Origin of the sequence: Paenibacillus sp. FSL R7-0179 (assembly GCF_038002265.1) — a bacterium.
GTDB lineage: Bacteria > Bacillota > Bacilli > Paenibacillales > Paenibacillaceae > Paenibacillus_AQ.
This window is the reverse complement of sequence record NZ_JBBOCC010000002.1, coordinates 2,682,343-2,705,211: the sequence shown is the minus strand read 5'-3', so window position 1 is coordinate 2,705,211 and position 22,869 is coordinate 2,682,343. Positions and strand designations below refer to the sequence as shown.

Genomic DNA, 22,869 nt, shown 5'->3' with positions numbered 1-22,869 from the left:
TCGGACCGGAGAGATCTTATCCCCGCGAAAACGCGACCTTTTGCAGCGTAACGGACTCAGGCGACCTTACTGCGTTTATGCCTTCTCTGCAATGTATTTTCACCCCAATGTGAGCCATCTCCGGCTATGATGCTCCTGCACCTCAACCGGGGTATCGAAGAAATCACTGAGCACCCCGGATTTCAGACACTCCGTCGTCTTGTCCGCTTTGTAGATTTCCCCTTTCTTAACCAGCAGGGTATGCGTGAAGCAGGCAGTAATCTCCTCGATATGATGGGTCACATACAGCAAGGTAGGGCCCCCTTCCTGCTTGGTGATCTTCTCGATCATCTGCAGCAGCTGCTCCCGCGCAAAAATATCCAGTCCCGTACAAGGCTCGTCCAGGATGAGCAGATCAGGATTTGCAATGAGCGCCCTGGCGATAAGAATTTTCTGGCGTTGTCCCTGTGATAAGGTATCATATGTGCGCGATGCCAAAGCCGAACAATCCAGGAATTCCAGCAGCTCCTCTGCCTGCTTCAGGTCCTGTTCTTCTGTCTTGTCGTATAGCCCGATCGTGGCAAATTTGCCGCTCAGAATGATGTTCAGTGCCGTCTGATGGCCGTACAGCTTCTGCTGCAAAGAGGTGCTGACCCAGCCGATCCGCTTGCGCAGCTCTCTCAGGTCCACATCGCCGAAGCGGTGGCCCAGCACCTCTACCTGTCCCTCTGTCGGCCAGATGTAGCCGTTCACAACGTTCAGCATGGTCGTCTTGCCTGAGCCGTTCAGACCGACTATGCACCAGTGCTGTCCCTCATGTACCTGCCAATTCATATCGTGCAGAATAATTGTCTGCTCACGCCGCCAGGATACCTTTTCTAGCGATATAATCATGTTCTTGGTGTTCCCCCCTGCCCTCATAGTAGTCTTTAATGAAATATTATAGCAGCTCAACGAACCCTGCGCTTCCATCTACACGAATGCGTTGCCCGTCCTGAATCCGCCGGGTAGCATTTTCAACACCTACCACTGCCGGCAAGCCATACTCGCGAGCGATTACGGCACCGTGTGTCATCAGCCCGCCGACCTCGGTGACCAGGCCCTTAATCGACACGAACAGCGGCGTCCAGCTGGGGTCTGTAAATGAGGTGACCAGGATATCTCCTTCTTCCAGTTCTGCCTCCTCCATATTAAGGATTACTCTAGCCCGTCCTTCGATTACACCTGTAGAGACAGGTAGGCCTGCCAGGGCGCCGGGCGGAAGATCCTTCCGTCTGTACCGGCCGGACAGGATTTCCCCCTCTGAGGTGATGACACGCGGCGGCGTAAGCTTGTCGGCGAATTTGAACTCGTCCTTGCGTCTCTTAATCAGCTCGGCATCGAATACACCGGTGCGAACGGCCTCATATAGTTCCTCGAATTGTAGATAGAAAATATCTTCGCTGTCATGAACAAGGCCTGCTTGAACGAGCTGGTCCGCTTCCTTCATAATGGCTTGTTTGTATACCAGATAGCGGCTGACCATCCCGTATTTCGGATATTCGCGGTATCCGATGTAATGCCGGACCAGCTCAATCCGTTGTCTGGTTGCCAGCACCTTGTCGTCCCCATCCTGCAGCAGCTGCAAGCGTTCTATGATCTCCCGCTCCTTCTCCCGGGCTTCCTTAAGTCCCTGCTGGAACTTCTGTCTGCCGGCCCCCGGCGCGAACTGCCGGATATTGCTGAGAAGCATCGGAATTAGAATCGCCGGGTTCTCGCTCCAGCGCGTTCGGGTAATGTCAATTTCCCCGGTGCAGCGCATCCCGTATTTGCCGAGATACTCTGTCAGCGCTGCATAGGCAGCTTGCCCGCCTTCTATCGCAAGGAGTCCGGTCAGGAAATCCCCGTCTTGAACGTGCTGCTGCAAATAATCGGTCACCTGAGGAAAAGGACGGATGACATCGGCCACATCAAGCAACGCAAGCCCCATGGATGAGGTAATGTTGTTGTCCACCGATTGCGATAAGGTATCTGCTGCGTTGATTTCGCCGAGCCATTCCTTCAAGTGCTCGTTCAGCCAGGCCGAAGCATCCATAGCAGCCATGAACACTGCTGTACTGTGCGGATCGAACAACAGCCGCTTGAGTTCCTTCATATCCCCACGGATAAAATCAAACATTTCCGCGCCGGATTTTCCCTGAATGGCCTGCTTCAATTCGCCAACCGAGGCTTCGTTATTCTTAATCAGCTCTGTAACGATGGCCGGATCAGACTTGAGCGGGTCTTGCTCCTGGGGAGCGGGTATGCCTGGTTTGCTTGTACCGGGACTGGCGGCGGGTTGAAGCTCTGGCGATACGGGTATGAAATCCTCGCGTTCAAGGATCGTCAGCAGCGCGTCTTTGACTAAGGGATCGGACTTCCCGAGCGTATCAATAATCGACTGTCTGGCTGGTGAGGCCAAATAAGCGGTGACATCAACGAACAGTCTGGAACCGGCTACCCGCATAGGGGCAGGAGTAACCATCAGGTGAAAAGACAAGCCCAGCGGCTTCATTGCGTCTGTCATCATTTGCCCATGGCCGACCGAGATGTAAGCACGGTTCTCCGAGTCCCCGGAATCAGGGATGGGATATAGCGTTGTGACCGGCCGGCTCTGGACGATAAAGAAGATATCATCGGCCAGGCACCATTCGATATCCTGCGGAGCTCCGAAATTGGCCTCAATCTGTCTCCCGATCCGGGCGAGCTGCACAATCTGCGGTTCCGTAAGCGTCTGCGCTTCCTGCTGCTCCGGGTCAAGCTGCCGGATTTCCGTCCCGCCTTCCGGTAACGCGTAGACCGCCAGCTTTTTAGAGGTAATCCGCTGCTCTACGATGTTCTCCCCCCGCACCTTATAGACATCCGCAGATACCATGCCCGAGACGAGCGCTTCCCCCAGACCGTACCCGGCTTCAATCGACAGCAGCTTGCGGTTATTCGTGACAGGATCGGCAGTGAACATAATACCTGAGACCTGCGGGACGACCATCTGCTGCACAATGACAGATAAATAGACCTGTCTGTGATCGTAGCCCTGCTGCATGCGGTAGATCACCGCACGATCCGTGAACAGCGATGCCCAGCATTTGCGGATGTGCTCCAGAATGGCGTCCAGTCCGACAATATTCAAGAACGTATCCTGTAGACCGGCAAAAGACGCATGCGGCAGATCCTCTGCCGTTGCACTGGAGCGAACGGCATACGCCTGATCGTCTCCAAGCCGGGATAGCCGCTGCTTCACAGCTGCTGCAACTTCGGGCGGAATCTCGGATTCTTCAATCGTCTCGCGGATCGCTCTGCTGATGTCCTTGATCTGTGCCGGGTCTTGGTCTTTGGCTTGCAACACAATTAACCGTTCCAGCAAAGCATGATACGCTTCATTATGCCGGGTAGCTTGCTGATACCCCTCGGTTGTTACACAGAACCCCTCTGGTACATGGATGCCTTCCATCCGGGACAGCTTGCCCAGGTTCAGCCCCTTTCCGCCAACCAGCAGCAGTGGTTCATGGTCCATTTCTTTTAATCCGAGAACGAGTGATTCCATTCCAATCTCCCCTAACTTGTGAATTAGAACTTGTGAAGCGGAAACATATCGGGCGAGAAAAAATTTGACATCCTCATGTCGGCATGTTATGATAAAAATATAAGATGACTTTTTTATGTTCTCAATTAGTTTTAAATAGTCGCAGTTGATTATATCATCGTGTATGTATAGATGCAATACGAAAGAACCCGGGCGCATGTCCGGGTTCTTTTTTTGAATTCTATTTCTCGCTGAAACGGTACTGTCCTTTAGTAGGATGGCAATGCCTTTTCCACTTGGTAGAATAGCTATGTGGTGGAACCACCCTTGCCCAGCCTAGTTATTTCGTCCGTAGTAGAGCTTCAGGTTCGTTACATCTACCAGATACAAGATGTCAATGCCCTTCGGACTTCGGTCTACCGCCAGCCGTTCAACCGGGATACCCGGTGCAAGCGAGCTCTCGGTCCAGCCTCCGCCGCTATTCACTGCCATGAACGCACGGTCTGTACCGCTGCTTTTGACATAATAGATTCTGGCTGCTGTACCGGACCAGGTCACATCGATCGCCGCGTTGGTTGGAGCTGCGTTATAGACGGTCTGCAAGTTCCAGCCTCCTGTACCGTAAGTCGCCTGCTTCACAGCAAAGCTGGTGCTGCCCTCCTCACGGTAACGGTAAGCAATGACCGGATGCCCCGCAGAGTCAAGCGTCATCTTGGCACTCTGTACTCCCGGACCACCGGGATCGCTGCCGCTCTGCACATAGGCTTCGCTTGGCGCCATAGGCTGCACTATATCTGCCGTAGTCAGCGAGACCGGCGCTGTAACCGGAGTTCCGTCTGCTTTGCTGAATACGCCCGTGGACGGGCTGTACTTCAGATAGGACAACTGATGGCGCAGCGGGCTGGCGGCAAAATACGCCCACTCGAACAAGATATGCAGATCGCCGTTCGCATCAAAGACCAGGTCATCCGGATAGACAGACCGGTTCAGATGCGCCGCAATGGTTTTTACCTGAGTCCATACGGAGTCGGCATTGTTCCAGCGCAGCAGAACAGCCTCTCTTTTGCCAGCCAGGTCTTTATCAACACGCACCAGTAAATACAGATCTCCATTCGGAGCAGTCGTCACTACCGGATAGGTTACCGTCATGCCTGCGGGCAGCTCGTCCGAGTGGTTCTGCGGAATCCCGCCCACCGTATCTGAGCGGTAATAGCGCCAGGGATTGCTGTGCATCGAAGCAAAAACGTGGAACCGCCCGCTCCCGTCTCTCGCCATAGAAGGCTGGTTATGCCCGAGATCGTCCAGATATTCCGTCGGGGTTGTCCCATCCATGAGCGGAAGCTTGCTCCATAGACCGTCGTTGTCTCTTCTTGCAATAGCTACCGTATGCTTGCCGGGGATCGCCCCCGGAGCATTATAGGCCATATAAGCATACTCATAGCCCAGCCCATAAGTGGCAAGTGGAGACCACCAACCGGCCTGATTACTGGAATCCATCGGAAAAGGCACCTCCTCCAGCACAGCCGCCGCGCTCCCCGTCCCCGCAGGTACTACCGTCAGCAGCATCATCACTAGAGCAAGCATCCAATGCTTGATCTGTTTCGGGTTTCGGTTCTTTTGTAACTTACTGATCTGCTTCAACTATTTACGCCTCCTTTATCTCATCGACTTACACAAAGACATACTGAATTTAAATGTAAACGCATACATTCCTCTCCAGCCCCGCCTCCCCTTTCAACAACTATCCAGGTATTAGTGTTCTTGGTGCTGCTGGTTGCTGGCCCAAGAATAGCATGCTGCTTAAAGGATTGTTACTGTACTATTGCAAGATTGCTGTAGCTGGGGTCTTTTATCGCAATAGCTGCACGTCGCTGCATGAATTTCGACTCTCTTTCACTCTACTGCTACTATTGACGGCATCCGGCGTAGGGAGAGGCACCAATACGCGGCCTGAATGTATGCTGTTTTTCACAGTCATTATGAGGTTTTTCTTTAGGACCGTTTGGCTTAGCGTAACGGACTAAGGTGCTCTTATCCGGGAAGAAAGTCGTCACTTGAGCGATTAACGGACCGCAAGGACCTTATCCCCTGCATTTCAGCTCCGAAACGTCTCGCAGAAAGACGATAAGGTCGCCTGAGTCCGTTACGCTACAAAAGGTGGTGTTCTTGTGGGGATAAGGTCTCTTCGGTCCGATACTGTAATAGTTTCTAATATATGCACAAAAAGCCCGGTTCCCCGGGCTTTTCCAGTAATTTTCACACCAGCACGCGCATCATTCAGTCTTAGCCCGCCGCTCACTTCCCACCGTTACCGTCATCTTCTCAGATCTCGACTCGCCTGCCGCGTTGCGCAGGACGGCTTCGTATTCATAGGTTCCGGGAGCTTTGCCGGAGATTGCAGTGACTGCGGACTGGGCATCCGGGGTATGCGCCTGTAGAGTCTGGGTATCAACCAAAATACCATTCTCATACAACTGGTATTCCGCCGCATTCGTCCCCCACCACAGATTCATTGTGACCGCATAGCTGCCGTCCCCGTCCCAGTTATCGTTGGATAACTCCGCCTGCCCCGGGGCAGCATCAGCGACTATTACTGTCAAAGGTTCGCTGGTCACCGCTCCATACCCATTGCTCAATTCCAGCGTATAAACGTAAGTTCCATTCGATCTGCCGGTAATATCAATCTGCACTGACTGGGCGGACGGTGACTGGTCTGTCAGAGCGCCCTCCTCAATCATTTCGCCGTTCTCGAAGAGCTTGAAGCGGGTCCCATTATTGCCCCACCAGAGATTCATCGTAACAGTATAATCGCCGTCCCGCAGCCCCGTATCATGGCCGTTATTATCAGACAGCACCGGCTGGCCCGGAGCGCCGTCCGCGAGCGGTTCGCCTAGGGTAACCCAGGCGGACAGCGGAATATTCAGCTTCTTCACAAGCCCCGCTACCAGCTCAGATACCTTAATCGCACCGTTCATCTGTAGATGGGTATTGTCTTCTGTGCTTCCCGTCCACATGAAGATGGACTTGGTGCCCTCTGTACCCAGCTCCTGAAAATACTCCCAGCTTGCTTCATTCAGGTCAACCAGCAGCGTTCCCGTCTCCTGCGCCGTTTCCTTCATCGCCTGCACGTATGCCGGGAAGCTCTTATTCAGCACCTCACCGCTGAAATCCCGCCGGTTCACTGGTGTAACCAGTACAGGAACCGCACCTCTCTGCACTGCGCCGTTAATATAATCCTTCAGATACTCCTTGAACTGCTCCGGGGTAAGATAACGTTCCGGCCGGGAAGGCGTGGAATCATTATGCGACCACTGCATGAACAGATAATCCCCTTCATGAATACCGAGCAGAATATCGTTTAGATATCCGCCGTTCAGGAAGGTTTTGCTGCTTAGTCCACCGACTGCCCGGTTATCAATGGCAATCTTGTCAGTGTCAAAATAACGGCCCAGCGTCTCGCCCCATCCGGCCTGCGGACGGTAGCTCTCCGCATAATTGGCCACGGTGGAATCGCTCGCCAGATAGAGAGTTGGCTTATCAGCCGCTACCTTCTCCGGCAGGCGTTCAATCTTCAGCGCGTTGATCTTCGGTGTACTGCCGGAGAAGCTGAAGTTAAATATGCCATCGATCAGGGCGACATCATAGGTCACTTCCTTGAATTGGCCGGAGGGGATGGTGGTGGCTGGCAGCTTGTTCATTTGTTCCACCGTAACCCCGGATTGGGTCACTTCCTGCGCATCCCCGATAGTCATCGTCACCCGGTAATTCGCCGGCTTCATCTCCACCAGAAACGAAGTGCCGTTCACACGGGTAAAGTCCTCGGTCAGCGGATTGCCGGTTCCCCGGTTCTCATCCTGGACCAGCGCAGTGTCGGCGAACCCGTAGCCGTTCCCTTCTACGTAGGCCCGTTTGGCATCCACCTTCGTATAGCTGTCTGCTGCACTGCCGGAGCCAAAATCAAAGGAATACGTACTAACATCCCCGGCAACCTCGCTGGTCAGTGAGTCGCGTGCAACGTTCAGCATATTCACCGCATGGTTAATCTGCGCCTGCGAGGCTGTTGTTCCGATCAGGGCTTCGGCAGCGTTCAAGGCTCTTTGCACCACAGCTATAGACGCTTCCGTGTAGGATGACAGGTCGATAGCCTTAACATCTTTGTGCAGCACAATCAACGCAGCCATGTCGCCTGCTGCCACCGGCAGCTTCGTGCCTTCAATTTTTACATTGTCGATCTGGGTAGTCCAATTCAGCGTGCCTCCTCCTCCTTTTCGCGTACCCAGGAACCGCAAGCCCCTAACGTTATTCGCATAGACGCCAGGACTCAGCGGAATATCACGGATCGTCTGGGTGACATTTGGATTAGCGAGACTTGTTAATGTGAGGTCAAGGGTTTTTCCGGCAAAATCAATCTTCAGCTTAACATTCACCCACTGGTTCTTGGGAATATCCGTAGCGGTCCCGCCCCCTGGAATGGCAGTAGTGCCGGTACCATAATCAGGTGTATACGGGCCGGTGAAATAATGAATGTTCGTATTCGGGCTTGCCGCTCCGGTCTTGCTGAACAGGGTGAAAATCAAATTCTCATTCGCATCCTGCAGACTCAGATGCCCCTCCGACGGAGCAGCGCCCACATTGCCGGAATGCCAGTTGAAATCGACATTCACAATGTCACCGTTCACTGCATCAAACAGGCGGAATACCTTAGCGCGGTTGCCGGAGCCGGAACCCGTCACAGACAATACCTTGTTCCCGTTCTCTTCGGTAACCGTGCCTGCCATAGTTCCGGCAGTGCCCGTAGCATTCACCATCGAATATTGTGCTGCGGCCGGATCACCCTCGAAGTCCTCCGCATATTGCTGCACCTCCGGCTCTGGCTCCGGTTCCGTGACTCCGGGATTAGTTACGAACGGGGATATACTTAGGCCCATGTCCTTCACTGCGCCAGCTACCAGACCGGCAATGACCTGTGCGCCGTAGGTGCTGAAGTGGGTATTATCGCTGACCCCGTTCGGGTACTTCGGATACTCCCCGGGATTGGCATACAGGAAAAGCTTCTCCGTAGCCGCCAGGCCGACACGGTTATACTCTGCAATGCTTAACTGGCTCAGATCGATCAGCGGAACGTTCAGCGCAGCCGCAGTTTCTTTTGCCGCCTTCACGTATTCCGGAAAGCTTACGTTAAATTCCTGAGTGATCGTATTGAAGTCTCTGTGTCCTACCGGCGTTAACAGAACCGGAGTGGCTCCGCGCTGCTTGGCTCCGTTCACGTAGCGGGTCAAGTACGCTGCATAATCTGCCGGAGAGGCATAACGGTCAGGGATGCCGACACTTGCATCGTTATGACCGAAGGAGATGAAGAAATAATCGCCCGGCCTGATCTGCTGCAGAATACTATCCAGACGGCCATCCACCATGAACGATTTGCTGCTCCGGCCGCCGATGGCATCATTCTGGATCGTGACTCCGCTGCTGAAGTAGTTACCGAATTGCTGGCCCCAGCCTTCCTGCGGAGCCTGCATCCCGCTATAAGACTGCATCGTCGAATCCCCGCCCATATAGATGGTTGTTCCGGTTCCCGTCGTCTTCTGCGGGTACTTCTCAATCTTAATCTCCTGCACATCGGCTGCCTTGCCGGAGAAAATAAACTCTAACTGTCCGTCAACCACCGCAATATCATAGGAATAGTGTAGTGGTGTTCCGGCAGGTACCCCAGTGAGTGCCAGCTTTTGCACAAATTCGGATTTCACCCCTACGTTCGAGTCTCTGTCTCCGCTGCCCAGCTTGAGCGTCACCTTGTAGTTGGCATTTGGCAGGTCTACCGCAAACTTGGTGTTCTCCGGCAGAGAAGCGTGGCCCGTGCCTAAGGTGATTCCACTTATGCTCTCGAAACCATATCCCGTTCCCTCCGTGTAAGGCGTAGCCTGCACAGATGTTGTTCCGGCTGGAATCTCCGTACCGAACCCGAAGTGGAATAGCTGCTCCAGCGGTTGCGGCGCGCCGGTCAATGTCAGATTGGCTTTGGGGAATGCCGTGGACTCCGTCCCCAGATAGAAGCCGGTGTGCGGCGGCTGGTTGTACGCCACATTCTGCCAGGCAATGCCCAGCCGGTACACCGGATCTTGCATGAGTGTTGGAATTCTGTAGGTTGTAGGAATCGTGGTGGTATAGAGTCTGTACTCCGTACTGTCTTCGCTGCGCAGCAACAGCTCCTCGCGCCAATCGCCCAGAAGGTCCGCCTGAAGGGCCGGGTTGCCTTTGGTATGATTATTAGTCAGTGTACCCGCCGCCCGAAAAATCTCCTTCAGCTGCTTATTCCGGTAATCCCACTTATAAATGAGCGGAATGCCTTGCGCGGTAGTGTTATTCCAGTCGTGGTCGAACAGCTCCCGCTGAAGATCCCCATCCCACCAGATCGCAAAATTCGCGCTTCGCGGCACTTCATTCTGTTCATAGATCACCTGTCCGTCTGCCGAATAGCCTCGGGATAACGGGTCCATCTGCCCGTTTACAATCGTGGACGCCCAAGACTCGTAGCCGGGATGCTCCGGATCGATATCGGCGGACATTCCCCGCCCGGTGTCTTTTCCGGTGAATTGGCCCCAGAGGATCTCGCCTGTAGCCGCATCGCGCATCTCCAGCCCGTAAGCAGCATCCTTATGCTCATGCACACTGACGACCTGATATCCTTCCCGGTTCGGATCGAGCTTCCCGGCGTGCATCGCATCTCCATGGCCGAGCCCTGTGCTGTACAGCAGCGTGCCGTCATCATCAATTGCCAGCGCACCGTACATGATCTCGTCTCTGCCGTCCCCGTCTGCGTCCAGCACACTAAGGTTATGATTGCCTTGTGCTTCGTACTGTGAGCCAGCTTGGTTCGTGTCGAAGTTCCAGCGCTTCACCAATGCGCCATTCGTGTAGTCGTATGCGGTAAGCGTTGTTCTTGTATAATAGCCACGGGCCATCACAACGCTTGGCTTCACGCCGTCCAAGTAAGCAATCCCGGCCAGGAACCGGTCGACGCGGTTGCCGTATCCGTCTCCCCACGCGCTCACATTGCCTCTTGGCGGATCATAGTCAACGGTGGACACCGCTGCGCCGGTCTGTCCGTCGAACAGCGTCAGATATTCCGGTCCGCTGAGGATGTAACCTCCGTCATTACGGTAATCCTTGGTGCCGTCTCCAATGACAGTACCTTGTCCGTCCTTGGTGCCGTCTGCCGTTTTGACCACCACCTCGGCTTTGCCGTTGCCGTCCAGGTCATACACCATCAGCTGCGTATAGTGCGCCCCGGCCCGGATGTTCACGCCAAGATCAATGCGCCAGAGCTTGGTGCCGTCCATTTTGACCGCATCGATGTAGACGTTCCCTGTATACCCGGCTTGTGAATTATCCTTGGAATTGCTCGGACTCCACAAAAAAACGATCTCATACTCCCCGTCCCCGTCCAGATCGCCAACGGTCGCATCCCCGGCATAATAGGAATACGTCCCCCCGTCCTTGGTCCGGCCACCCTCAGGCTTATCCAGCGGAATCGGCAGATAAGAGTTATGCCACACCGCTGCCCGATCGGGCTGCATCTCTTCCTTCCCGGCAACAATTGTAGAAATCTGATATTGTGAGCTGTCTGCACCTGTGGTGTCCAGATAGTTGGTAGAATCCGTGATGGGTGCCGGGTTCACCTTCATCCCGTTCTTGTAGACATTGTAAGCGATTTCATCCGAATCCGTATTCAAGTACCTCCAGCTCACAAAAACACCGCCATCCGTCAGAACAGCCACCAAGCCACGGTCCAGATATTCTGCCTGACGGGCAGGAAGATTCCCTGTAGTTGCTGCGTGTGCCGGAGCAGGCGGGAGGGCAAGCGGTAAGACAAGCAGACAGGATAATATGAATGTGAGCAAGGATTTCTGAACAGACCTCTTTTTTCTACCCATGTACTTCACTCCTCCTATTATTCTAAAATCAATTTAGAAATCAGGGGACACTTGTGCAGATGCTCTCATAGTTGTCTTCCGGCTTGAGCTTGAGCACTCCCGCCTCCTTTCCTGGTAACATTCATATGGAGCGTAACAAATAATAGGGATTCATTCTGCTCAAAAAAAAGCACTTTCAGCCTAGAATCGACTATTATAACGGCTAAGCCAGGTTCCAATATGTGGTATCATAAAGGATATGTTTGGTTAGGGGAGTGTTTATGGCAGAGGCACACGGAGCTTCAATTGAAGGAATGGAACAGGAATATGTACATATTCTTTTCGGCATGTCGGATGCGGGTTCTTTAAAAGTAGCGCTTAGTGCCCTCGGTAAACGTGAGACAAGCCAAGTTCTGGCTTTTAATGAATTATTCTCAATTGGGCCTTTATCAGGGTTGGACACCATAACCGGAATGCAGAACAGGCATCTTTGGATAATGGAACGAGATGAGAATTACAGCCTTAGCCAGCACCATAACCAAGAGAATCAGCTTGTCCATATGGCACAGACCGTGAAAGCGCGCTGGATGAGGTAATTCTGAGGTCCGTTACTGAACTGAAAGTGGAGCAAGAGCGCAATCAGGGCAGAAAGGGATTTGTTAGTGCAGGGGGTGTCTTCATCCGCGTGTTAGAGTTAATAATTCTTCAGCCATTCAAGTGGTCAAAAAAATAGCGCAGCGGCCCTCCTTATGAGAAAATCGCTGCGCTATTTGATTACTTCATATACAATTCCACCAGCTTATAACAACGCTCCTTCGTTACTGAAGCCAAGGTCGCCGCGTACTCCAGCCCCTCCATCGTTCCGCCTTTATATTTGGCAGCTGCTTCCTCTGCTGCTTTATCGCGTTCCTTGATCCAGCTTAGCTGCTCCTCTTTCAGTTTCGCCATATCGGCTTCGGTAAGCTGCGCTTTAAGCTCCTGGTAGATTTCATTTAGCGCCTTGTCCCAGCGTTCATGCTCCTTGGAGGCGGCCTCCTTCATGTCTGCCGTTACACCGCTGGCTGACATCGCCTTCAGATCGCTTAGTCCTTCTTCAATCTTATCCAGCTTGTCAAAATAAGTCTGCCGCTGGGATTCCCCCGCCGCTGCACTGGCCTGCGGAGTGGCTTCAGGCGCGGCTGTCTGCGCAGGAGCCTGTGCCGTAGCTTCCGGTGCGGGCTCTACGGTAGCCTCAGATGCCGGTTCCGGCGTGACCTCTGGTGTAACCTCCGGGCTTGCCGTCGCTGCTTGTCCGGTCTCTGCCGTAGCCGCCGCACCGCCATTTGCCGCCTCGTTATTGCCGCAGCCAGCCAGTAAGAGACTGGAGATGAGCATGGTAGTCAGAATTGCTTTTCGCATAAGTCCTCATCCTGTCATTGGTTTATAGTTGAGACTCTATTGTATACCGGCTGTTCATAAGCCGTCTTGAGAGTTATTACCTGATTTCACCCGGGTGTAATCATTTTTTGAAACGCTTGGAAGCGCGGACGGCCGAATATTACTGCTTGACAGCACTTTGGGATCGGAGTAGTATTTTGAAATACTTCTACATACAACGAAGCATTATTTACTCTCACAGAAAGGCGGTTCACCTATGATTGAAGCATTACGCAAGCTCGGCTTATCCGACCTGGAAGCCCGCTGTTATCTGGCGCTGCACGGGCAGCCGCCCTCCTCGGGTTATGAGGTCGCCAAGCAGGTGTCCGTGTCCCGCTCCAATGTATACGCCGCACTACGCAGTCTGGTAGATAAAGGAGTCTGCCGGACAATCGAAGGCGAGCCGGTTACCTTTGCTGCAATTCCAGTCCGTCAGGTCGTCAAGCTGCTTCAGGCAGAGTTTGAGCGCACCGCCCGCCTGCTGGAGAACGAGCTGACCCACCTGCCTGCCGCACCGCCATTCTTCAGCAACTGGAAGGGAGATGCACAGGTCGGTCTGGCAGTAAAGCGTCTTGCTGCCAATGCCAGCGAGGAGATTCTGGCAGATATCTGGGCGGAGGATCTGCACCGGATAGAAGACACACTGCTTGCCGCCGAAGAACGGGGCATTGCCGTCCACCTGATGGTGATAGGCGACATACCTACAGCGCTGTCGCGTGTCATTGTGCATAGTGTTCCGGCAGGCGGGCCGAAGACCTCCCGGAACTTCTCTCTCCTGCTGGATAAGGAGACCTCTCTGCTGGGCAGCTTCACCCGCCACGGGCAGGCTTCTGCATTGGAGAGCAACCATCCGGCTGTGCTGGATGTCCTTCAGACGTCTTATTATCACGATGTCGTGATGATGCGCATTGAGCAGGATTTCGCCCTGGAGCTGGAGGCGCGTTATGGCAAGAATTACTCCTTAATATTCCAGGAACACCCAGAAATGCGCGGGCGGAAGCCAGCCCCCGAATCGGAACCTAATCCAGATTGCTTGGAGGATGACTCCCATTGAATAGATTGAATACACCGGATATGACTACTTCACACTCATCTGTACTGCATAACCGCTCGTTCCTGCGCCTATGGATCGCGCGGATCTTCTCCACCAGTGCCTTCCAGATGCTGTCGGTGGCGATTGGCTGGCAGATGTATGCGCTGACCGGCAGCGCCTACCAGCTTGGACTGGTCGGGCTGGCCCAATTCCTGCCCATGCTGCTGCTGACATTGCCTGCCGGACAGACGGCTGACCGCTATGACCGCCGAACCATTGTGTTCCTGTGCCAGCTTACAGAGTGCCTCATCGTGCTGATGCTTGTCCTCGGCAGCATCGAAGGCTGGCTCAGCGCGGTCCAACTGCTGGCAGCCGCAGCAGTGCTTGGTGCATGCCGTACCTTCGAGAGTCCGGCCTCGGCAGCGCTGGTGCCGGACATTGTGGATCGGGAGCAGCTTCCGAAGGCAGCGGCATGGTCCGCGTCTGCTATGCAGACGGCGATGATCGTCGGCCCGTCGCTCGGAGGTGTCCTCGTCGTCTGGGGTACGGCTGCCGCCTATCTCGCCTCGCTTGCCGCGCTGCTGGTATCTACGGTGCTAATCTTCTTCGTCAAGACCGTCCATTTCGTCAAGAAGCTGGACGCGGTCAGCATGGACACCTTTCTCAGCGGCTTGCGGTTTGTCTTCGCCCGCAAGATTATCCTGGGTACAATCTCGCTGGACCTGTTCGCTGTACTGCTTGGCGGGGCCACGGCACTGCTGCCAATCTTCGCCGAGGATATCCTGAAGACCGGCTCGCTCGGTCTTGGTTTGCTGCGCTCCGCCCCGGCGGTAGGTGCGATTATCGTCTCGCTCATCCTGACCCGCTATTCGGTGGAACGGGCCATCGGCCGGATGCTGTTCGCCTCGCTGGTCGTCTTCGCCCTGGCAACGATGCTGTTCGGCATCTCCCACAGCTTCTGGCTGTCCCTGTTCGCACTGGTTCTGATCGGCGGCTCGGATGTCGTGAGTGTCGTTATCCGCTCGACACTGGTGCAGGTCAACACACCGCAGGAGATGCAGGGCCGGGTGAACGCAGTGAATTCGTTATTCATCGGTACCTCGAACCAGCTTGGCGAATTCGAGTCCGGCACCATGGCCGGGCTCGTCGGGGCCGTGCCTGCAACCGTGATCGGCGGAGTGGGCACCCTGATTATTACCGTGCTCTGGATGTACCGGTTCTTCCCGGTCCTCCGTACCCAGAAGACGTATACAGCGGAGGAGATTTGAACGCTCGAAAGGGGCTGCCGGTTGGCAGCCCCTCTTTACGAATTTATTTGTTTTGGGGCCCCCGCAAAGTATCTGAATATACTTCGAAGCTTAAGCTCCACTTTGTGGGGATGGAAATTAGTACTCCCCTTTAATCACAAAAAACGATCCCCGGATCGTACCGGCCAGCTTCGACTTCTGCCGCGCGAACTTGAACTTGTCCGCCAGCTCCTTCGGAATCTCCATCCCCTCTGAGAGCTTGAAGCCAACTGCCCGCTTCTTGGGATCATCCACCGTATACATCACGTTAAGGGCAAGACCATCCTCATAGAAAACGTAGGCGAACCTGATATTCTCCACCTGGAAGCGCGATGTTTGGAGTGGCTTGGCTGCAAATTCAAGACCCCGCTCCTTGCTCAGAATCCCGTTCACGTAATCCAGCGTCTCCTGGCTTTCACTGGCCGGAACGACTGTGAATTCATGCTTATACTTGTTCATGAAATATCGCGCCTCATTCGCACGCAGACCCGCCAGCGCCTCAGCAACGGGCGACGACTCCAGACCTTGCACAGATACTTCTTTGAAATCAACTGTATACGCCATAGTTAGTTATCCTCCATTACATTACTTTAGTTTCTGACGACCGGAATCCACATTTCACCATACAGCGAGCCGTCACGCCGTCCCATCTCCACAGCCGTATTGGGCCCGCCCACGTAGGCGTACCCTTCTGCTTGCGGCAAGGCTTGTCCGAAGGCTATGCCCGTCACGGTATTGCTTAATTCCTCAGTCGTCGCTCCTTCTCCTGCCACTACGAGGTATTCCCCTTTCGGGAACTGGATCACCCGGGCCTCTTGCGGAATCTGCGCGGCTGCATCAGCCATTACCCCGGCGTAATGCATCATTTTGCCGTTCACTGCTTCGTTTACTACAAACACATATTCATTCGCCGCAATCCCTTTTAATAAGTCGAGCCTGCCATCATCACTGACTGCCTGCCAAAAATCCATCTTCTCCTTATAGATCCCCGCATAGTCCGTATAATCACTCTTAAGATCAACGCCCAGACCAATCACCGTAAAGCTGTCTTTCTCTTCAATAGTGTACCCTGCCATTGTCATATCCCGCCTTTATTCATATTTGTGTTCCTCACCTGCTATGTATATGATAACCTTAAATCATGTCAAAAAATGAACCTGTTTAGGAGCCGCGATGAAAAAAGTAGAACGGATCAACATCATCATGCGGTACATTAACAATCGTGCCCATTTTACCCTGACGGAAATCATGCGGGAATTCAACATTTCACGTTCGACCGCCCAGCGGGATATCCGGGAAATCGAGGCTCTGGGTATGCCGCTGGTTGCTGAGGTGGGCCGGGATGGCGGGTATTCCGTCATGCGTAACTCTATCCTTCCGGTGGTCCGGTTCACGGATAACGAGGTCAAAGCGCTGTTCATTGCCTTCATGGCGACAAGAAACGGCCAACTTCCTTATCTCAAAAGCCGCCAGTCGCTGACGGAGAAATTACTGGGGCTCATCTCGGAGAATCAGCAGGAGGAGCTTGTTCTTCTCAATCAGATCCTGCTGTTCGAGGGCACCCATCCGGGCAATCCTGATCTGCTGGATCTGTCTGATCTCCCCCACCCTATGCTGGACAAGCTGATCCGGCTCCTGCTGGCGGACCGCTATCTGCTACTCACCTGCCGGGAAGAGCAACAGGATATCACATATGCTGTGTATCTTTTACGTCTCTATCAGGAGAAAAGCCTGTGGCTCATCGAGTCCTTCGACCTGGACGCCTCCAGAAAACGGATCATCCCGGTTGATCAGCTTACGGATGTGATCCCCTCCCCCGAACCCAAGAGGCTGAGCACCAAAAAAATTCAGGAGAAGCTAAGCAAGCAGCAGGTAAAAAACAACCTTGTCCTGGAGCTCGGTCCCCGGGCCATTGCCCAATACCGCAAATATCACCCGTTCCGGGTTGCGCTGTCCTACACCAATCCCTATCAGACTACCGCTATCCTGAAGATGGATGTCGAGGTCAATCGGATGGAGGAGCTGAAGGAGATCACAAACTGGCTGTTGTTCCTGGGCGATGATCTTAAGATGAAGGAAATCCCGGAGGAAGTACGGGCGGAGCTGCAAGCGAGGGTAGATTTGTTTCAGACTTAGGGAGTGTGCGGCCCGCCTACTGTTGCGTTCGCCGCGATCCAATGTGTTCTGTTTTCCGACTACATTCGGCCCGTTTGCCATCCCGCTGTCCAATGTGATCGGTTTTTCAACTACATTGCGGCCGTTCGCCTTCCCGCTGTCCAATGTGATCGGTTTAATACGAAAATAAAAGTACCGGAAAATGCGCAGCAGAACGGGTTTTGACAAAAAAAGACCCACCGCCCCAAAAAAACGTTTCGTTTTTTTTGAAAAAGGGAAGACTATTGGATAGGATTTAATTGCACGCTATATCCTAACTGCTGGATATAGTTCACGTACCTATCTAACGTGTTTTTCTTGGACGTCTCATCGCCTAGTGAGACGTCTATTTCTTGGTATGACCTCTTCTCCCGCATCAGGGCATGGAGGATTCGAATCAGCAAATGCGCGGTGGCGACGTTTGCTTTTTTATCGCCTCTTCTCTTACGTATTCGTCGAAAAAATTGGCCGATCCGGTTCGAGGAGCGAGAGTTCGCCCAAGCCGCCTGACACAAGGCCCCTTTCAGATGCTTGTTCCCTTGCATCGTTTTTGACTTTCTTCGCTTTCCCGCGCTTTCGTTGTTCCCTGGACACACCCCCGCCCATGATGCAAACTGCGCATCACTCGGGAACATTTCCGCGACATGCGGCCCCACTTCGGCAAAGATGGTCACGGCAGACGTCCGCTCAATTCCTGGAATGGAGTCAATTTGTTCAATCACCTCCAGGTACGGTTCTGCCTTCGCCTCGATTCGAGCTTCCAGCTCCGTGATCCTTTTCTCCAAATAGACCAAGTGGTCCCAGTGGTCTCGAATCATCTCGCGGTGATGACGGCGCAACTTGCCATTGAGCGCGTCTAGCAACTGCGGAACTTTCTTTTTCAAACGGGTTTTGACCAGGTTTTTAACGGTCCCTTCGTCGATGACCTCGCCGTCCATGATCTTCTGGAGCAGGCCCCGTCCCGAAACCCCATATAGATCGGACATAAAGGTGGTTAGCTTAATGTTGGCATCCTGCAGGATTTTGTGAATGCGGTTTTTCTCCGCCGTCACCGCCTGCACCATCTTACTCCGGTAACGGGTCAAGTCTCGCAAATCCCGGATGTCTTGTTCGGGCACCATACTGCCTTCAATGAGCCCGCAACGGTGCAATTGCGCTAACCAGCGCGCATCTTGCATGTCACTTTTTCGACCCGGCGTATTCTTTACCCGCTGGGCGTTGGCCAAGACCAGATCACAACTGCCCTCTAAGATGTTCCATACCGGTTTCCATAACACGCCCGTACTCTCCATCACCACCTCCCGACAGCCTTGTTCACTCAGCCAATCTTGCAGGCCTAGCAATTCTTTGGTTGTCGTCCCAAAGGTTTTCAGGTGACATTGGGGTTTCTGTTCGATCGGTCCTTTCAACACGCAGGCCACAACGGTTTCCTGGTGCACGTCCAGACCGGCGCAACACATACGTACAGCATCCATTCCAATCATCCTCCATCGTCAGCTTACAAATCATGCGCTCGAGTGAGTGTAATTTAATACACGTACTTTTGGGGGCTACAATAGGCGATGCTCGAAAAGCGCAATAGAACAGTTTTTCGCACGGGGTGTATCCCAGTAACCGTTTCCGCCCTTTGATTTGTATATGTAGTGTTGACGACTACAGCCTCTTTTAGAATGGATGCGACGGATGCCACCCACTTATTTTCATTCCTGGGGGTGACAAGGTCTCTGTCTTGTCATGCCTGTTTTTCGCATGCATTCGGCCCGTTTGCCATCCCGCGATCCAATGTAGTAGGTTTTTCGCATATATCCGCCCTGCTCCTTCGCAACCGCACGATCCCATGCCAGTAAAAAGAGCAGCGCCCCCTTTACAGGAGGATCGCTGCTCTACTCTACTGTTACTTATGCTTTTAGTCTTCGGCTTACTGATTTAGCAGCAAGGCCAACACTTTCGCACTCTCTGCGCGCGTTGCATAAGCCTGGGGCTTGAAAGCCCCGTCCGGGCTGCCCGCAAGGAAGCCAAGCGAACTTGCAGCACCCACGGCCTCCTTCGCCCAGCCGCCGATGGTTCCGGCATCGGTATAAGCGGCTGGTGTTCCTGCCGGAGCCGGGCTTCCCGAGCGCAGCTCGTAAGCTCGCACAAGCAGCGCGGCCATCTCTTGGCGCGTGACCGGCGCTTCTGCTGCGAACCGGCCGGCCGCATCTCCCTTCACGATTCCCGCTTCATAAGCGGCTGCCACATCGGCCGAATACCACTTGCTGCTGGTTATGTCAGCGAACGAACTCATGCCCTCCGCCTTTAGCCCAAGCGCGCGTACAAGCATCGTAACAAATTCGGCACGGGTCACTTCCCGCTTCGGCGCGAAGCTGTCCCCGCCGTTGCCGGCAATGATATGCTTTGCTGCCAGTTCCTGAACCGCCTGATAGGCCCAGTGCCCCTGCCCCACATCGGCAAAGGTCTTGTCATACTCAAGCACAGCATACTTGCCGGATTGCGGAACCTGTACAATCATCAAGCTCTGTTCGCTGGTTCCCCCCACATATTCAATCGTCCCGTCATCTGCTACCGCGTACACACCAGCCAGCTTCCGATTCCCGTTCTCCTGAAGCTTCAGACGAAGCATGACAGGCTCGGTGAAGGAGGCCAGCGGAGTCTTAACCCCTTGCTGATTCAGTACAGACAGACTGAGATTGAACATTTCTCCGGCTGTTCTCAGTTCAGCCTTATTCTTCTTACCCGCTTGAAGAATCCAGGCTGTCTTCTGCTCTGGGGACGATGGCTCAAGCACGATAGACATCATCGAGCCCTTCAGCTGCTGTCCTGCCAACGCTTGAAGCTGCTGAACAACCTTACCTGGAATTTCTATAGCCACGGTCTGGCCCTCCACCTTCAGCGCAGCGATTCCCTTAAGCGCCGCAGCGTCTGCCGGAATTCTTATTTCCTTCTGCCCCTCGGCCACTGGAATCACAATCTGGTTCTGGGCATTCACCTTCGGCTCCGTTACCGTCAGAATCTCCGGCTGCGGTGCAGCTGACGCTTGTGCTGTTGCCAGCGGAGCTGTCCAGCCTGAACCGGAGCCCTTTCCCGGTGCCACAGCCGGACTTGGTGCCGGACTGGCTTCCGCACTTGGCGCAGGATTCTCTTCAGGAGGTGTTACCGGTTCTGTAACCGGAGGTGTTACTGGCTCTGTTGTTGGAGGTGTTACAGGTTCGCTTGGTTCACTGGGTTCGCTTGGTTCACTTGGAACTTCAGGTGCAGTTGTGCTATTACGCACGAAGGTCACCTCTTGCAGATAACCGTAATGATTATCTGAGTCCGTCATGACTTTGAAGCCCAGCGATGCGCTGCCGTCTTCCCCTATGTGCACATGCTTTAGCGTCAGAGTCCGGGGCTTCAGCCAGGCGCTGCCTGAATAGGTAACCGGCACCGAATACGTCTGTCCCTCGGAGATCACATACATCACCGAACCGGGAGAAGGCTCTCCCTTGTCCCCGAAGATTTTGGCCTGGAGGGTATAGGTTCCCGGCTCCAGTCCGGTAATTTCATGAGTAAGGCTGAAGTTAATGGGCTTGTCATCCCCGTAATCGAAGCCGCCTGAAGCATTGCTGTCTCCGAAGGTAGCGGGCTTGGTGCCGCTCAGATACCAGTCGGACTTCGCGCCGTTCACCGTGAGATTATTAGTGCTGACGGCTCCGGCTTTTTTGACCAGCTTGAAGTCATCAATATTCCCCCACTTGTCTCCCGCGTATTTCAGATTAGCGCCTAGTGTCAGCGTTCCATCTGTAACCTCAACGGTATCAATGGTTGGATTACTCCACTGCTGCCAGCCTGTATTGACGAACGGCTGCTTCTGATTACCTGCAAAGATCTCTGCCGTCTCTTCCCCGCCGTTACCCGAGACCCAAGCAGATAACTGATAGGTACCATTCTCAAGTCCGGTGACCGTCTGGGAGATCTGGAATTCCGCAGCCCCTGAGCTCCAGTAGTGCAGTGCAGCCGAACCGGAGTGGGCATCTGACTCCACATTGACCGCCGTGCTGTCGCCGCTTACGGTCCAGCCATTCAGCCCGTCCTCGAAGCCTGGATTCTGAATGAAGCTGGTGCTTGGCGAGACTGTAATCTCAGTTGAATCTGTAAATCCGCCGTCATAAGTAACCGCTGTTACGGTGGAGGTCCCGGCAGCAAGCCCGGAGATCGTTCCTTTATACTTGTCTACCTTAACGATGGTTTCATCAGAGCTGGTGAAGGTCAGCCCCTTATAGGTTGCATTTCCCGGGCTGATCGTTGCCTTGACGCTGCCGGTTCCGCCTACTTCAAGGATAGCGGTCTGTTTCTCTACTTTTACCGACTGAACGGGTACCCGGTTGATTGCAGAAGCACCTTCAATAAAAGCATCCATCGCGAAGGAAGGCTTTCCGTCCGGGTTCCAGGCAGACAGCCCATAGCCGAAATAGACTCCCTCGGGTGCCCAATAGAACACGCCTGTTCCCTGGCCGCAAGGTACGGCCTTCACGCCGTTCTGCACAGCAACCAGCATGTTATATACATTATCTACATTCTTGCTGACATCGCCGCCAACCTCGACGACCATAACCTCCTTGCCGTATTTTGCAGCCAGAAGATTCATGTTGGAGGATAGTTCATTAATGGAAGAAGTATAGATAGAATCCGGATAATAGGATAACCCGATGATGTCATAATCGCTGTCCTTAAGCCCTGCTTCGACCAGCCCGGCATAGAAAGGATCTACACCGCTATCTGCTCCGTTGGCTCTGTGAATTATGATTTTGGTCTCAGGAAAAACAGCCTTGGCCGCATGTGATCCCGACTGGATCAATTCCACCAGATTCGCCGTATTGCTATAGCTGCCCAGCGGATGCATCATCCCGTTATTAATCTCATTGCCAATCTGCACCCACTCGGGGGTTACCCCCGCAGTCTTCAGCGCCTGCATTACCTCTGTGGTGTACTCCGAGACATGTGCTTTGAGCTGCTCCAGGTTATCACTCTCCCATGCTGCCGGAGTAACCTGCTTCCCGGGATCGGCCCAGGAATCACTATAGTGCAGATCAACCATCACCCGGAAGCCGAGAGCGCTTACACGGGAGGCCAGCTGAACCAGCTCTCCGGTGCTGTTATGCCCGTTAATCGGATCATCGGAGGGATTGACGAAGGCCCGGAGTCGTATGGAATCAATGCCGTGATCCTTCAGAATCTGGAGCAGGTCCGCTTCGTCTCCCTGATCGTTATAGAATTTGTAACCCTGAGCTTCCATTTGCGGCAGCCAGCTGACATCTGCGCCCTTGGCGAAGGATTGCGGAATCGGAGCCGCTCCGGCTTGTGCCGGTAATCCAAGTGCAGTCAGCGACATGATTAGCATTGTAAACGTAAGAACCGCTGCAAGCCATCTTGTTCTCTGTTTCAAATTATTACCTCCCTGTGATAGTCTCCCTGTAAGTATAGATGACCAGAAAGGTAACATTGAATTAAGCAAAGCAACGAAAACCTATACTTATTCAATTTTTTCGCTGAAATGCGCTTACATTTCAC

At 53.7% G+C, this 22,869-nt stretch carries 13 protein-coding genes; 4 read left to right on the top strand and 9 right to left on the bottom strand.

The annotated features are described in order from the left end of the window. Positions 1–99 precede the first annotated feature (99 nt). The 4 genes from MKX63_RS28210 to MKX63_RS28195 all read right to left on the bottom strand — a co-directional run bounded on the left by MKX63_RS28210 (position 100) and on the right by MKX63_RS28195 (position 11,454). Entirely contained in the window at positions 100–873 is a 774-nt protein-coding gene (locus MKX63_RS28210; protein WP_341021853.1) for an ABC transporter ATP-binding protein, read from the bottom strand. Positions 874–919: 46 nt separating this feature from the next. Next, a complete protein-coding gene (gene ppsA / locus MKX63_RS28205) occupies positions 920–3,541 on the bottom strand; it encodes a phosphoenolpyruvate synthase (RefSeq protein ID WP_341021852.1) in 2,622 nt (873 codons plus the stop codon). A 315-nt stretch (positions 3,542–3,856) separates the two neighbouring features. Then, complete coding sequence (locus MKX63_RS28200) at positions 3,857–5,161, bottom strand: BNR-4 repeat-containing protein (RefSeq protein ID WP_341021851.1); 1,305 nt, start codon at positions 5,159–5,161, stop codon at positions 3,857–3,859. Between the two features lie 632 nt (positions 5,162–5,793). After that, entirely contained in the window at positions 5,794–11,454 is a 5,661-nt protein-coding gene (locus MKX63_RS28195) for a rhamnogalacturonan lyase family protein (RefSeq protein WP_341021850.1), read from the bottom strand. A 260-nt stretch (positions 11,455–11,714) separates the two neighbouring features. On the opposite strand from MKX63_RS28195, the gene MKX63_RS28190 reads away from it, so the two are divergent. Then, positions 11,715–12,029 carry a DUF1835 domain-containing protein gene (locus MKX63_RS28190; RefSeq protein WP_341021849.1) on the top strand — a complete coding sequence of 105 codons (315 nt, stop codon included), beginning with the start codon at positions 11,715–11,717 and terminating at the stop codon, positions 12,027–12,029. Between the two features lie 178 nt (positions 12,030–12,207). Here the strand turns inward: MKX63_RS28190 and MKX63_RS28185 are convergent, their stop codons facing one another. After that, positions 12,208–12,831: a lysozyme inhibitor LprI family protein gene (locus MKX63_RS28185; RefSeq protein ID WP_341021848.1), complete on the bottom strand. Its 624-nt coding sequence runs from the start codon at positions 12,829–12,831 to the stop codon at positions 12,208–12,210. 235 nt (positions 12,832–13,066) lie between these two features. Between MKX63_RS28185 and MKX63_RS28180 the strand changes: the two genes are divergently transcribed. Both MKX63_RS28180 and MKX63_RS28175 read left to right on the top strand, forming a co-directional pair. Continuing rightward, positions 13,067–13,903 carry a TrmB family transcriptional regulator gene (locus MKX63_RS28180; protein ID WP_341021847.1) on the top strand — a complete coding sequence of 279 codons (837 nt, stop codon included), beginning with the start codon at positions 13,067–13,069 and terminating at the stop codon, positions 13,901–13,903. Beyond that, complete coding sequence (locus MKX63_RS28175) at positions 13,900–15,150, top strand: MFS transporter (RefSeq protein ID WP_341021846.1); 1,251 nt, start codon at positions 13,900–13,902, stop codon at positions 15,148–15,150. Before MKX63_RS28180 ends, MKX63_RS28175 begins: the two co-directional genes overlap by 4 nt. A 117-nt stretch (positions 15,151–15,267) precedes the next feature. Here the strand turns inward: MKX63_RS28175 and MKX63_RS28170 are convergent, their stop codons facing one another. Together MKX63_RS28170 and MKX63_RS28165 are read right to left on the bottom strand one after the other, a co-directional pair. Further along, a complete protein-coding gene (locus MKX63_RS28170) occupies positions 15,268–15,732 on the bottom strand; it encodes a phage tail protein (protein ID WP_341021845.1) in 465 nt (154 codons plus the stop codon). A 26-nt stretch (positions 15,733–15,758) separates the two neighbouring features. Next, positions 15,759–16,244 (bottom strand): GyrI-like domain-containing protein, encoded by a 486-nt coding sequence (locus MKX63_RS28165; RefSeq protein WP_341021844.1) that lies wholly within the window; start codon positions 16,242–16,244, stop codon positions 15,759–15,761. Positions 16,245–16,341: 97 nt separating this feature from the next. On the opposite strand from MKX63_RS28165, the gene MKX63_RS28160 reads away from it, so the two are divergent. Next, positions 16,342–17,304, top strand: coding sequence for a helix-turn-helix transcriptional regulator (locus tag MKX63_RS28160; RefSeq protein WP_341021843.1), 963 nt, complete (start codon positions 16,342–16,344; stop codon positions 17,302–17,304). Between the two features lie 260 nt (positions 17,305–17,564). Here MKX63_RS28160 and MKX63_RS28155 read toward each other — a convergent pair whose 3' ends face one another. After that, positions 17,565–18,782 carry an IS110 family transposase gene (locus MKX63_RS28155; RefSeq protein ID WP_341018523.1) on the bottom strand — a complete coding sequence of 406 codons (1,218 nt, stop codon included), beginning with the start codon at positions 18,780–18,782 and terminating at the stop codon, positions 17,565–17,567. Positions 18,783–19,240: 458 nt separating this feature from the next. Beyond that, on the bottom strand, positions 19,241–22,744 hold the full coding sequence (locus tag MKX63_RS28150; RefSeq protein WP_341021842.1) for a glycosyl hydrolase 53 family protein: 3,504 nt from the start codon (positions 22,742–22,744) through the stop codon (positions 19,241–19,243). Positions 22,745–22,869 lie beyond the last annotated feature (125 nt).

Coding starts and splice junctions, on each gene's coding strand:
- MKX63_RS28180 (WP_341021847.1), top strand. CDS start 13,067: ATGATTGAAGCATTACGCAAGCTCGGCTTATCCGACCTGGAAGCCCGC.
- MKX63_RS28160 (WP_341021843.1), top strand. CDS start 16,342: ATGAAAAAAGTAGAACGGATCAACATCATCATGCGGTACATTAACAAT.
- MKX63_RS28210 (WP_341021853.1), bottom strand. CDS start 873: ATGATTATATCGCTAGAAAAGGTATCCTGGCGGCGTGAGCAGACAATT.
- MKX63_RS28165 (WP_341021844.1), bottom strand. CDS start 16,244: ATGGCAGGGTACACTATTGAAGAGAAAGACAGCTTTACGGTGATTGGT.
- MKX63_RS28185 (WP_341021848.1), bottom strand. CDS start 12,831: ATGCGAAAAGCAATTCTGACTACCATGCTCATCTCCAGTCTCTTACTG.
- MKX63_RS28195 (WP_341021850.1), bottom strand. CDS start 11,454: ATGGGTAGAAAAAAGAGGTCTGTTCAGAAATCCTTGCTCACATTCATA.
- MKX63_RS28170 (WP_341021845.1), bottom strand. CDS start 15,732: ATGGCGTATACAGTTGATTTCAAAGAAGTATCTGTGCAAGGTCTGGAG.
- MKX63_RS28155 (WP_341018523.1), bottom strand. CDS start 18,782: ATGTGTTGCGCCGGTCTGGACGTGCACCAGGAAACCGTTGTGGCCTGC.
- MKX63_RS28190 (WP_341021849.1), top strand. CDS start 11,715: ATGGCAGAGGCACACGGAGCTTCAATTGAAGGAATGGAACAGGAATAT.
- ppsA (WP_341021852.1), bottom strand. CDS start 3,541: ATGGAATCACTCGTTCTCGGATTAAAAGAAATGGACCATGAACCACTG.